10 protein-coding genes are annotated in these 12991 nt (G+C 72.1%); 7 read left to right on the top strand and 3 right to left on the bottom strand.

Going from position 1 to position 12991, the window contains the following annotated elements:
- Positions 1–31: 31 nt before the first annotated feature.
- From hutU to hutI, 4 genes are all read left to right on the top strand, one after another.
- A complete protein-coding gene (hutU, locus tag PKF00_RS37270) occupies positions 32–1702 on the top strand; it encodes a urocanate hydratase (RefSeq protein ID WP_271222442.1) in 1671 nt (556 codons plus the stop codon).
- Between the two features lie 92 nt (positions 1703–1794).
- Positions 1795–2985: an allantoate amidohydrolase gene (locus PKF00_RS37265; protein ID WP_271222458.1), complete on the top strand. Its 1191-nt coding sequence runs from the start codon at positions 1795–1797 to the stop codon at positions 2983–2985.
- Positions 2986–3212: 227 nt separating this feature from the next.
- A complete protein-coding gene (locus PKF00_RS37260) occupies positions 3213–4505 on the top strand; it encodes a formimidoylglutamate deiminase (RefSeq protein ID WP_271222441.1) in 1293 nt (430 codons plus the stop codon).
- The gene (gene hutI / locus PKF00_RS37255; RefSeq protein ID WP_271222440.1) at positions 4502–5662 is read left to right on the top strand and encodes an imidazolonepropionase; all 1161 of its coding nucleotides are present in this window, start codon (positions 4502–4504) and stop codon (positions 5660–5662) included. The genes PKF00_RS37260 and hutI overlap by 4 nt, the downstream gene beginning before the upstream one ends.
- Positions 5663–5767: 105 nt before the next feature.
- On the opposite strand, the gene PKF00_RS37250 is transcribed toward hutI, so the two are convergent.
- Positions 5768–6919: a Fic family protein gene (locus PKF00_RS37250; protein ID WP_271222439.1), complete on the bottom strand. Its 1152-nt coding sequence runs from the start codon at positions 6917–6919 to the stop codon at positions 5768–5770.
- 245 nt (positions 6920–7164) lie between these two features.
- Here PKF00_RS37250 and PKF00_RS37245 point away from each other — a divergent pair, with 245 nt between their 5' ends.
- Positions 7165–7968, top strand: a complete 804-nt coding sequence (locus PKF00_RS37245) for an SDR family NAD(P)-dependent oxidoreductase (protein WP_271222438.1) — start codon at positions 7165–7167, stop codon at positions 7966–7968.
- A 192-nt stretch (positions 7969–8160) separates the two neighbouring features.
- A complete protein-coding gene (locus PKF00_RS37240) occupies positions 8161–8844 on the top strand; it encodes a PASTA domain-containing protein (protein WP_271222437.1) in 684 nt (227 codons plus the stop codon).
- Positions 8845–8981: 137 nt separating this feature from the next.
- Here the strand turns inward: PKF00_RS37240 and PKF00_RS37235 are convergent, their stop codons facing one another.
- Together PKF00_RS37235 and PKF00_RS37230 are read right to left on the bottom strand one after the other, a co-directional pair.
- A complete protein-coding gene (locus PKF00_RS37235; protein WP_271222436.1) occupies positions 8982–9644 on the bottom strand; it encodes a response regulator in 663 nt (220 codons plus the stop codon).
- Positions 9641–10909, bottom strand: a complete 1269-nt coding sequence (locus PKF00_RS37230; RefSeq protein ID WP_271222435.1) for a sensor histidine kinase — start codon at positions 10907–10909, stop codon at positions 9641–9643. Before PKF00_RS37230 ends, PKF00_RS37235 begins: the two co-directional genes overlap by 4 nt.
- A 449-nt stretch (positions 10910–11358) precedes the next feature.
- Here PKF00_RS37230 and PKF00_RS37225 point away from each other — a divergent pair, with 449 nt between their 5' ends.
- A complete protein-coding gene (locus PKF00_RS37225) occupies positions 11359–12951 on the top strand; it encodes an alpha/beta hydrolase (protein WP_271222434.1) in 1593 nt (530 codons plus the stop codon).
- Positions 12952–12991: the final 40 nt, after the last annotated feature.

Raw genomic sequence — 12991 nt, 5'->3', positions numbered from 1 at the left:
GGTGGGCAGCCGACGTCTGGAGGGCGGAAGCGTGGCTGAGGAGAGCGGCCGAGGGCCGATCAGGGCCCCGCGCGGGACGGGACTGAACACACGAGGGTGGCAGCAGGAGGCCGCCCTGCGGATGCTCATGAACAACCTCGACCCCGAGGTCGCCGAGCACCCCGACAAGCTCGTCGTCTACGGCGGCACCGGCAAGGCCGCACGCGACTGGCGCTCCTACGACGCCATCGTGCGGACGCTGGCCACGCTCAAGGGCGACGAGACCCTGCTGGTCCAGTCGGGCCGCCCTGTCGGCGTGATGACCACCCACGAGTGGGCGCCGCGCGTGCTCATCGCCAACTCCAACCTGGTGGGCGACTGGGCGACCTGGCCGGAGTTCCGCAGGCTCGAACAGCTCGGGCTCACCATGTACGGGCAGATGACCGCCGGGTCGTGGATCTACATCGGCACCCAGGGCATCCTCCAGGGCACCTACGAGACCTTCGGCGCCGTCGCCGCCAAGAGGTTCGGCGGCTCCCTCGCCGGGACGATCACGCTCACCGCCGGGCTCGGCGGCATGGGCGGCGCCCAGCCTCTCGCGGTCACCATGAACGGCGGCGTGGCGATCTGCATCGACTGCGACCCCCGCAGCATCGACCGGCGCATCGAGCACCGCTACCTCGACGTCAAGGCCGCCGACCTCGACGAGGCCCTGCGCCTGGCCTACGAGGCGCGCGACGCCCGCAGGCCGCTGTCCATCGGCGTCGAGGCCAACGCGGCGCAGGCCGTTCCCGAGCTGCTCGCGCGCGGCGCCGAGATCGACGTCGTCACCGACCAGACCTCGGCGCACGACCCCCTGGCCTACCTGCCGCTCGGCGTCGCCTTCGAGGACATGGCCGCCGAGGCCGCCAAGGACCCCGAGGGGTTCACCCAGCGCGCCCGCGAGTCCATGGCCAGGCACGTCGAGGCCATGGTCGGCTTCCAGGACGCGGGGGCCGAGGTCTTCGACTACGGCAACTCCATCCGCGGCGAGGCCAAGCTGGCGGGCTACGCCCGGGCCTTCGACTTCCCCGGGTTCGTCCCCGCCTACATCAGGCCGCTGTTCTGCGAGGGCAAGGGCCCCTTCCGGTGGGCGGCGCTCTCCGGCGACCCCGCCGACATCGCCAGGACCGACAGGGCGATCCTGGAGCTCTTCCCCGAGAACGAGTCGCTGGCCCGCTGGATCAGGATGGCCGGGGAGAAGGTCCACTTCCAGGGACTCCCCGCGCGCATCTGCTGGCTCGGGTACGGCGAGCGCGACAGGGCGGGCGAGCGTTTCAACGACATGGTCGCCTCCGGCGAGCTGTCCGCCCCGGTCGCGATCGGCCGTGACCACCTCGACTGCGGGTCGGTCGCCTCGCCGTACCGGGAGACGGAGGCGATGCTCGACGGCTCCGACGCGATCGCCGACTGGCCGCTGCTCAACGCCATGGTGAACGTGGCCTCCGGCGCGTCCTGGGTCTCCATCCACCACGGCGGCGGCGTCGGCATCGGGCGTTCCATCCACGCGGGTCAGGTCTCGGTCGCCGACGGCACGGCTCTGGCCGGGGAGAAGATCCGCCGGGTGCTGACCAACGACCCCGGCATGGGCGTCATCCGGCACGTCGACGCCGGATACGACCGGGCGGCCGAGATCGCCGACGAGCGCGAGGTGCGGGTTCCGATGCGCGAGGGCGACGCGTGAGGGACGCACAGGAGGGGCTCGGCGAGGTTCGGCCGGCCCGGCGGAGTCAGGACGCCGAGCGGGTCGAGGAGGTCGAGGAGGGCTTCCGCCGGATGTGGCGGGAGCTGCTTCCCGTCGGCCGCTACGACGCCACGGGCGGCTACCGGCGTCACGCCTGGACGGCCGCGGACGGCGAGTGCCGTGCCTGGTTCGCCGAGCAGGCGCGGAGCAGGGGCCTGACCTACGAGGTCGACCGCAACGGCAACCAGTGGGCCTGGCTCGGCGATCCCGCGGCCGGTGACGCCGTCGTCACCGGCTCCCATCTGGACTCGGTGCCGGACGGCGGCGCCTACGACGGGCCGCTCGGCGTCGTGGCCTCCTTCGCCGCCCTGGACGCGCTCGCGCGGCGGGGCGTCAGGCCGGACCGTCCGCTGGCCGTCGTCAACTTCGGAGACGAGGAGGGCGCCAGGTTCGGCGTCGCCTGCGTCGGGTCGCGGCTGATGACGGGGATCCTCGAGCCGGGCCACGCGCGGGGCCTGCGCGACGGCGACGGCGTTCTCCTCGCGGACGCGATGGAACGCGCGGGACAGGACCCCTCGGCGATCGGCCGCGACGACGAGCGGCTCTCCCGCGTCGGCGCGTTCGTCGAGCTCCACGTCGAGCAGGGCAGACACCTGGCGGACACGCCGTACCCCGTGGGCGTCGCCTCCGCCATCTGGCCGCACGGCCGCTGGCGGTTCGACTTCAGGGGCGAGGCCAACCACGCGGGCACCACCCGCCTCCAGGACCGCCGCGACCCCATGCTGGACTACGCGGCCACCGTGCTCGCCGCCAGGGAGCGGGCGCGGGCCGCCGGAGCCCTGGCGACCTTCGGCAAGATCCGCGTCGAGCCGAACGGGACCAACGCGATCGCCTCCCTGGTGACCGCCTGGCTCGACTCCAGGGCCGCCGACTCCGCGACGCTGGACGCCCTCGTCGAGGAGATCTCCGCCGCGGCCGGGGACGCCGAGATCACCCGCGAGTCCTACACGCCGGTCGTCGACTTCGACGTGCCGCTCAGGGACCGCCTCGCCCGGGTGCTCGGCGGGGTGCCCGTCCTGCCGACCGGCGCGGGACACGACGCGGGCATCCTCGCCTCGGCGGTTCCCACCGCGATGCTCTTCGTGCGCAACCCCACCGGCGTCTCGCACTCCCCGCACGAGCACGCGGAGGAGCCCGACTGCCTGACCGGGGTCGCCGCCCTGGCCGACGTCCTCCAAGATCTGCTGTGCGCGCCGCCGGACGCCGCGCGGAGCCCGCGGTGAGCGCCCCGGAGAAGTCCGGGGCGAGCGGCCGGTTCTGGGCGCGGTACGCCTGGACGGAGGGGGCACGACCCGGACCCTCCGAACCTCCTGGACCTTTCAAGCCCCTCGGACCCTCCGGGGTCCCCGGATCCGAGGTGTCCGGGGCTGGGGCCTCCGGGTTCGGGGGCTCCGGAGCCGGGACTTCCGGGGCGGCGTCCTCGGGGGCCGGTGACCTCGGGACGGGCGTCTTGGAGTCCGGCGTCCTCATCGAGGTCGCCGAGGGCCGCGTCACGTCGCTGCGGGCGGGCAGCGCCCCCGGCGACGCCGTCGTCCTCGACGGCCTGGTCCTGCCGGGCCTGGCCAACGCGCACTCGCACGCCTTCCACCGGGCACTGCGCGGCGCGACCCAGACAGGCGGCGGCACCTTCTGGACCTGGCGGGAGATCATGTACCGGGTGGCCTCGGCCCTCGACCCGGACACCTACCTCGACCTGGCCAGGGCCGTCTACGCCGAGATGGCCATGGCCGGGATCACCTGCGTGGGCGAGTTCCACTACCTCCACCACGCCCCCGGCGGCACGCCGTACGCCGATCCGAACGCCATGGGCGAGGCGCTGGTCGAGGCCGCCGCGCAGGCGGGCGTCCGGATCACGCTGCTCGACACCTGCTACCTGTCCTCCGGATTCGGCGCCGGACCCGACACCACCCAGCTCCGCTTCAGCGACGGCTCGGCCGAGGCCTGGGCCGAGCGCGCCGAGTCCCTGGCCGGGGCGCTGAAGGCACGCGACCACGCCCGCGTCGGCGCCGCGATCCACTCGGTCCGCGCCGTTCCCGCCGACCAGCTCGGCACGGTCGCCGCCTGGGCGGACGCCCGGCGGGCCCCGATCCACGTCCACCTGTCCGAGCAGCCCGCGGAGAACGAGGGGTGTCTGGCGGCGTACGGCGTCACGCCCGCCGGGCTCCTCGCCGACCACGGCGTGCTCGGACCGCGCACGACCGCCGTGCACGCCACCCACCTCACCGACGGCGACGTCGCCCTGCTCGGCGGCACGGCGACGACCGTCTGCATGTGCCCGACGACCGAGCGGGACCTCGCCGACGGCATCGGGCCCGCAAAGGACCTGCAGGAGGCCGGGGCGCGCCTCACCCTGGGCAGTGACAGCCACGCCGTCATCGACCTGTTCGAGGAGGCGCGCGGCATGGAGCTGAACGAGCGGCTGCGCACCCGCCGCCGGGGCCACTGGAGCGCCGCCGAACTGCTGCGCGCCGCGACCGGCGACGGCCACGCCTCGCTCGGCTGGCCGGACGCGGGCCGCATCGAGGTCGGCGCGGTCGCCGACCTGGTGACCGTCTCGCTCGACTCGGTCCGCACCGCGGGGCCGCGTCCCGGCGCGGAGACCGCCGTCTTCGCCGCGACCGCCGCCGACGTCCGCGATGTCGTGGCGGGCGGCCGGGTGGTCGTACGGCACGGCGTCCACGTCCTCGTCCCCGACGCGCCCGCCGCGCTGCGTGCGGCCATCGCCCGCCTGGAGGCATCGTGAGTCTGCTCGTCACCGGCCTTTCCCGCCTCGTCACCAACGACCCGTCACTGGGCGAGGGCCCGCTCGGGGTGATCGAGGACGCCGCCGTCGTCTTCGAGGACGCGACCGTCGCGTGGGCGGGACCGGCCTCCCGGGCCCCCGAGGCCGACCGGGTCCACGACGAGGGAGGCAGGGCCGCGATCCCCGGGTTCGTCGACTCCCACGCGCACCTGGTCTTCGCCGGGGACCGCACGGCCGAGTTCGACGCCCGGATGTCGGGCACGCCGTACACCGCGGGCGGGATCCGCACGACGGTCGCGGCCACCCGGGCGGCGAGCGACGCGGAGCTGTCGGCGAACGTGGCCAGGCTGGTCGCCGAGGCGCTGCGCCAGGGGACCACGGTCATCGAGTGCAAGTCGGGCTACGGCCTCACGGTCGAGGACGAGGCCCGTTCGCTGCGGATCGCGGGCGAGCACACCGACGAGGTGACCTACCTCGGCGCCCACGTGGTCCCGGCCGGGCTCGACGCCGACGCCTACGTCGGCCTCGTCACCGGGCCGATGCTGGAGCGGTGCGCGCCGTACGCCCGCTGGGTCGACGTCTTCTGCGAGCGCGGAGCCTTCGACGGAGAGCAGGCGCGGGCCGTCCTGGAGGCGGGCGTGAAACGCGGCCTGGTGCCCCGCGTGCACGCCAACCAGCTGGGCCACGGGCCCGGCGTACGGCTCGCCGTCGAGCTCGGAGCCGCCTCGGCCGACCACTGCACCCACCTCGACGACGCCGACGTCGACGCCCTGGCCTCGGGGGAGACGGTCGCCACGCTGCTGCCCGGAGCCGAGTTCTCCACCAGGTCGCCCTATCCCGACGCCCGGCGGCTGCTGGACGCGGGGGCGACGGTCGCCCTGTCGACCGACTGCAACCCGGGCTCCAGCTTCACCACCAGCATGCCGTTCTGCGTCGCCGTCGCGGTGCGGGAGATGGGCATGACCCCGGACGAGGCGGTGTGGGCGGCGACGATGGGCGGGGCACGGGCGCTGCGCCGTACGGACGTCGGCCGGATCGCCCCCGGCGCCCGCGCCGACCTCGTCCTGCTCGACGCCCCCTCCCACGTCCACCTGGCCTACCGCCCGGGAGTCCCCCTGGTCTCGGCCGTCTGGCGACGCGGCGAACGCGTCGTCTGACCGCCGCCCTCGTGGATTCCGCTGCCTGAACGAACGAGGGCCACCGGGACGGAATCTCTTTTCATCCCGCGGCGTGTGACCCCGTGCCGAACACGGGCAAAGGCTTCAGGAAGCGAATGGATCGGAGTCATCACGTTTTCCACGGGCGCGGACGACCTCCTGCCGGACGGCCGTCAGCTCCTTGCCCGCGACGTAGTAGCGGCCTCGTTTCTCTCCGCGTGGTTCCAGAAGACCGGTCTCGACCAGTTGCCGGAGATCCCGGTTGGCGGTTGTTTCGGTGATCGGCTCTTCGCCCGAGCGCTCCAGTGCCGTCCGGTAGGTCTGGTTCCGTATCCGGAACCCCATCATCGCGTCGAACATGACCGTCATGGTTCGTTCGGGCAGGTGACGATTCTCGGCGAGCCGCTCCAGCGCGATCCACATCAGTTGGCTCTCGCGGATGCGGACAAGATGCGTGCGCGCCTGCCGTAGGTGAGCGGTCAGCATGAAGCGGAGCCACGGCCGGGCGTCGTTGGCGGGATTCCAGGCCCCCTGGCCGACTTCGGCCAGCACCGCGTAGTAGTCGAGGGTGTTACGCCCCAGATACTCCTCCACGCTCATGAAGATCGGAGACAGGACTCCCTCACGGGCGAGTACCAGGCTCTGCAGACATCTGGCCATAGGGCCGTTGCCGTCCTTGAAAGGGTGGATCATGACGAGGTTGAGATGCGCCATGGCAGCCCGTACGGGAGCCGGACTGTCGTTCCCGTTCTCCATGGAGAGCCTGTTCGTCAGCTCTTCCATCAGAGCCGTTACCTCATCCACCGAGGGACCCTCGTAGACGATGTCCCCTGACTCCTCGTTCCTGACGTAGATGGATCCCGCTCGCCATCTGCCGGGCCGGTTGCCGAGGCTGTAACTCGTCATCATGAAGTGCAGGCTCTTGAGCATCTGCGTCGTGTAGGAGAAGTCGTCCTCTCCCGCCATCTGGAGCACGTAGGTCATCGCGTCGCTGTACCCCTTGATCGCGAGCTGGGTCTCCTCGGTAGCCTCCAGAGGCTCGTCACCTGCGGCGATGGCGGCGGCGTCGTCCAACTTGGCCACGTAGCCCTCGATGGAGTTGGAACCCTGGACCGCGCGCGCGAAGGTCTGGCGACGCAGCTGACCGACCCATCGACGAGGCTCATGGAGCTGATGGCGGAGCTTCTGCTTGGCGGTCTCGATCTCCTCGAGAACCTTTAGCTCCCGGTCGTGGAGGTCGGGAGTGGCGAACAGCATGAGCGATAGTCCGTTTCTATCCGGCATCATGTTGGTTATTATCCATCACTCTGCTGGATAGTAACCAACTATCCAGCAGGGTGATCCTCGGGGGAGAGGAGGGGATCATTTGAGAGTCGTCCGTGTCGGGCGGGCCTGAACGGTGACCTATTGTGAGTGATATATCGCTATTTGTTATTTTTGGGCGAGGGTGCCCTGGGCCTGCGGGGGCAGGGCGTCGGCCACGGGGCCGGGGGGAGTGAGCGGTGGACCGTCTCAGGGACAAGGTCGTGATCATCACCGGGGCCGGGAGCGGCATCGGCAGGGCCGCGGCCGAGCTGATGAGCCGTGAGGGGGCGAGCGTCCTCGTGGCGGACCACGACGCCGCCGCCGCGCGGGCCGTGGCCGACGGCATCGGGGACGGCGGCGGCCGTGCCGCGTCGTGCACGGTCGACGTGACGGACGACGACTCCGTCGCCGCCATGGTGGAGACCGCCGTGCGGGAGTACGGGCGGCTGGACGTGCTCTGCAACCACGTGGGGGGAACCGATCCGCGCAGGGACCTGGACCTGCTCCGCCTGGACATGGTCGAGTTCCAGCGGGCCGTCGACCTCAACGTGCGCAGCACCCTGACCGGGACGCGGCACGCCCTTCCGCACCTGATCGACGCCGGGGGCGGGTCCATCGTCAACACCGCCTCCGTGGCGGGCCTGCTGGGCGACGCCCTGCAGACCGCCTACGGCGCGGTGAAGGCGGCGGTGATCAACATCACCAGATACGTCGCCGTCCAGTACGGCCCGCAGGGGGTCCGCTGCAACGCCGTCGCGCCCGGAGCCGTCATGACCCCCGCCCTGCGGGACAACCTTCCCGTCGAGGCGATCGAGCGGCTCGAAGGGCACAACGCGCTGCCGTACCTCGGAACCCCGGAGGACATCGGCCACGCCATGCTCTTCCTCGCCTCGGAGGAGTCGCGCTACATGACCGGGCAGGTGCTCGTGGTCGACGGCGGCATGACCTGTCAGGCTCCGACCGCACCCGATCGCAGGGACCTGCTTCCTCCCGTCCAGTGATCGTCGTGCGCTGCGGTGACCTGTGGGGACGCCCGCGGGGAGGGGGCCGTGTCGGTCCTCGTTCGCCATGGTTGCGGCCGGGACTGTCCACATGTGGACAAACCAGTGGTTATCGGGGCGTGAAGATCATTGGACCGCTACAATTCCGTCCCGGGTCGGGGGATCCTCGCGTGTCGAATCTGGGGGCGATCCATGCCATATGGAATCTCCAAGCCCATGGGATGCCTGGTCGCGTTCCTCGGGCTCGCCATAGTGGGCGGCTGTGTGAGTCTGTTCACTCCCTCCGAGGAGGGAAACGGCTCCTCGAGCGCCTCGGCCGCGCCGTTCGGCACCGAGAAGATCAAGGTTCCGGCCCTGAAGGGCAAGCAGGTGACCGCGGCCCAGGAGATGGTCCAGAAGCTCAATCTGAGATTCACGCAGACGGGCATCACCCCGGGGTCGTTCTGCGCTCCGGGCCAGTCATGCCTGGTGTACGCGATGAAACCCGCTCCCGGGACCGAGGTGGGATGGGCGGCGGAGGTCAGTGTCACCTTCGTCACCGGCCCGCAGTGGTCCTTCTACAAGAAGAACCGCACCATGCCGAACGTGATCGGATGGAGCGACGAGAAGATGGGCTCCCTCTTCGAGCCGGTCAGCGGCCTGGTCACCGCCTCCTTCAAGCAGAGCGCGAAAACGCCGGTCGGCCAGAACACGGTCATCGCCCAGGCGCCGAAACCCGGGGCCCCTCTCAAGGTGGGACAGAAGATCAAGCTGGTGGTCGGGGTCAACTACGGAAACTCCACGTCCACGGGGAACGGTGATGCCGACGTGGACGTGGACGTGGACGTCAGGCGCTCCGGCGAGGGCAGGTTCTGCAGCAAGCGCTGGTGGTGCTGAGAGCCGGGTTCGCCTGGAAGCAGCGCAGGAGGCGGCCTTCTCCGACCGCGCGTTCCGCGGCCTGTCCGACCGCGCGTTCCGCGCCCTGTCCGGGGGGCGGCGCGGCGGCCGAGGTGAACCGGGCGGCCCGGTGGTCCTCACGCGGGGCGGACGAGCCGGGTCTCGTAGGCGAAGACCACGGCCTGCACACGGTCGCGCAGCTCCAGTTTCAGCAGGATCCGGCCCAGGTGCGTCTTGACGGTGGCCTCCGCCAGGTGCAGGACGGCGGCGATCTCGCTGTTGGACAGGCCGCGGGCCACCTCGACGAGCACCTCCCGCTCGCGGGAGGTGAGCCGCCGCAGTCGTTCGTCGCCCTCGGGAGCGTCGCCGACGGGGAGCCGGTGGGCGAAGTTCTCCAGCAGGCGGCGGGTGACGCGCGGGGAGACCACGGCGTCGCCCAGGGCGACGCTGCGGATCGCCCCGAGCAACTCCTCGGGCAGGGCGTTCTTGAGCAGGAAGCCGGACGCCCCGGCTCCCAGCCCGGCGAAGGCGTACTCGTCGAGGTCGAAGGTGGTCAGGATGAGGACCCGGGTCTGCGGGCAGTCCCGGATGATCTGGCGGGTCGCCTCGATCCCGTCGATGCCGGGCATGCGCACGTCCATCAGGACGACGTCGGGGCGCAGCCGTCGTGCGAGCCGTACGGCCTCGGCGCCGTTCCCGGCCTCGCCGGCGGCCTCCATGTCGGGCTGGGCGTCGAGGACCATGGTGAAGGCCATGCGCAGCAGGGGTTCGTCGTCGACGAGCAGGACGCGGATCGTCACGCGGCCTCGCCTCCGGCCGTGCCGAGGGCGAGGGTGGCCGAGACCCGCCAGCCGCCGCCGGGCAGGGGGCCGGCGTTCAGGGTCCCGCCGTACGCGGCGGCGCGTTCGCGCATGCCGAGAATGCCGTGCCCGGACGGCGATCCGGGCGGTGATCCAGGCAGTGATCCAGAGGGCGATCCGGACGGTGATCCGGACGGCGGGCCGGGGGCTCGCGCGGTGCGGCCGTCGTCGGTGACGTCGACGGTGACGAGGCCGGAGGAGCAGCGCACCCGGACCTCGGCCCGGGCGCCGGGGGACGCGTGCTTGAGGGTGTTGGTCAAGGCTTCCTGAACCAGGCGGTAGACGGTGAGCTGAGCGGCGGCGGGGACGGGGGCAGGGTCGCCTTCCAGGCCGAGGCGGGTCACCAGCCCCGCGGCGCGCATCTGGCCGACCAGGGACTCCAGCTGTGCGATGCCGGGCGCCGGGTGGCGGTGCGCGTCCGGTTCGTCGGCCCGCAGGACGCCCAGGGAGCGCCGCATGTCGGTGAGGGCCTGGCGGCCGGTGCCGGAGATCTGACGCATCGCGGCGGTCGCCCTGTCGGGGGAGCGGTGCTGGGCGAAGACCGCGCCGTCGGCGAGCGCGACCATGACCGACAGGTTGTGGGTGACGATGTCGTGCATGTCGCGGGAGATCCTGGCCCGCTCGTCCGCCACCGCGAGCCGGGCCCGCTGGTCGCGTTCGCGCTCCAGGCGCACCGCGCGGTCCTTCAGCGAGTCGAGATAGGCGCGCCTGATCCGGGTGTTGACGCCGGTGACGGCCACCGCGACGGCCACCGCGGTCAGGAAGAGGGCCGAGCTGACAGACGGCCCGTCGGGGCCCGCCCAGCGTGTCGTGGCCAGCAGGATGCCGACCTCCAGGACGGCTCCGGCCACGAGCGTGCGACGCCACGTGGAGCGGGCGGCCACCGTGTACAGGGCGACCAGCAGCGCCACGTCGGTCAGCAACTGGATGTCCGCGAGCCACTGGACCAGGGCCACCGCGGCCACCGCGTAGAAAACCGTCAGGGGCGCGCGACGCCGCCACACCAGGGGCAACGACAGGGCCACCTGAAGGACCAGAGATCCGGAGGGGCTCTGGTAGACCTCGCTGTTGAGGCCGACGGTCGCGAAGAGGATCACGGCCGCCAGCGAGGCGTCGAACACCACCGGCGGGAGCCGGGCGCCCGCCTGCAGCAGGGACCGCACGGGCCGCGCCGTCTGCGCGGAGGCGAAGGCGGCGTATCTCACGAGTCGCCCGGCCCGCGCCGATCGGAGAACGCCGAACTCGGTCCATGGCGTTCGGTGCGTGCTCGTTCTCGGGCCATCGGGTCGTCCTCGTCGCAGTGGCAGGTCGTCCAACCGTCCCCACGTTATGCGCGGAGTCCCGCGAGGACGTGATCCCACCGGCTGAACTTACTCTCGGAGAACTACGACCACAGGTGGAACCCCCTGCGTCCGGTGGTGTGAGGCGAGGGCTTCCGCCGCCGCCAGGTCGTGAGGAAACCCCTGGTCAGGAGCTGTGCGGCAGGCGGTCGTCCGCGTCGGCGCGCAGGCGGGGGAAACCAGACCGGGAGCTGACGCGCCGGTCGGGCCGCGCGCCCTAACTTCGACCACGTGCCGGCGCGGCCTGTGGCTCATACGGGGCGCACGGAACAGCGTCCGAGACAGCGCGCGAAACGGCGCAGGAGGAGAATGTGATGCGTGGAAGAAGGCTGACCGCGGCCACGGCCGGGGTCGGGGTCGCGGCGGCGGCCCTGGTGGGCGCCGCCGTGGTCGGCGCCAGGGCGGACGCCGGCACGACCAGGGCGGACGCGGGCGGCCGCGCCGCGCCTCCGGGACTGGCCCGGTTCCAGCGGCAGGAGATCGCCTGGCACCGCTGCCAGACCGGCCCTGACGACGCGACCGGCAAGGAACTGGACGAGGCGAAGGCCCAGTGCGCCGAGGTCGTCGTGCCGCTGGACTACAGCCGTCCGGGCGGGCGGACCATCAAGGTCGCGATATCCCGGCTGAAGGCCACCGACCCCGGACGCCGGCGCGGGGCGTTGCTGTACAACCCCGGCGGTCCGGGTGTTCCCGCGACGTACCTCGTGCTCCAGGTCAAGCGGGTCGCGCCCACGGTCGCGGCCCGTTACGACCTGATCGGGATGGACCCCCGGTTCGTCGGGCACAGCACCCCGCTGAACTGTGACTGGCCCAGCGTCGCCGTCGGCTCCGCCGGACCGGACCGGCGGAGCTTCGACCGGACCGCGGAGCTGGCCAAGGACCTGGCGTCCCGTTGCGCCGCCCACCGGGACGTGCTGCCCCACGCCTCGACCCGCAACACCGCCCGCGACATGGACGTGATCCGGGCCGCCCTCGGCGAGACGAAGCTGTCCTACCTCGGTTCGTCGTACGGCACCTACCTGGGCGAGGTCTACCTCCAGCTCTTCCCCCGCCGCGCCGACCGGGTCGTCCTCGACAGCGCCATCGACCCCGACCGGTTCGGCCCCGACTCCGCCAGGACCCAGGGGCCGGCCCTGGCCGGGGTCCTGAGGAACTGGGCGTCCTGGGCGGCCCGCCACCACGACCGGTACGACCTGGGAGCCACCGCCGCCCAGGTGCTGGCCACCGTGAACCGGATCAACCAGGCCGTCAACCGCGGCCCGTTGCGGGTCGGCGACCACCGGCTCGACAGCCGCCTGCTGCCCCTGATCCTGTTCAACGTCACCGGCGGGGACAGCGACGAGGCGTACGGGAGCTTCGCCGCCGACATCCGGGTCCTGCGCGACGCGGCGCGCGGCGTCAAGGTCACCCCGACCCCGGTCCTCGATCAGGTCCTGGCCGGCTTCGCCTCCCCGGACGCCGACGGGACGAGCAGCGTCCAGAACGCGATCATGTGCGCGGACCGGGCCGCCTCCCGTGACCCCGAGGCCTACTACCGCGACATCCAGGCCCACCGTGCCGACGAGCCCCTGTTCGGCCCGCTGATCCGCAACCTCACCCCCTGCTCGTTCTGGCCCGCCTCCCCGGCGGAGCCCCCGACCAAGGTCCGTAACGCCGTCCCGGTCCTGATGGTGGGCGCCACCGGCGACCCGGGGGTTCCCTACGCCGACCAGCTGGCCGCCCATCGGGCCCTGACCGGCTCCCGCATGGTCACCCTGCGCGGCGCCTTCCGCCACACCGTGTACGGAGGGCTGTTCGCCCCGCGGAACACCTGCGTCGACGACGCCGTCAACGGCTACCTGGTCGACGGTGTCCTGCCCGCCGAGGACGCCACCTGCGCGAACACCCCCTCCGCAGGCAAGGGCTGACCCTTCCCCGCCCACGGTGACCATGAGCCTCCGCGACCGG

This window comes from Streptosporangium carneum (assembly GCF_027922005.1).
Taxonomy (GTDB): Bacteria; Actinomycetota; Actinomycetes; order Streptosporangiales; family Streptosporangiaceae; genus Streptosporangium; species Streptosporangium carneum.
Note: the sequence above shows the minus strand (reverse complement) of the source record. Positions and strands in the feature narration are given on the sequence as shown.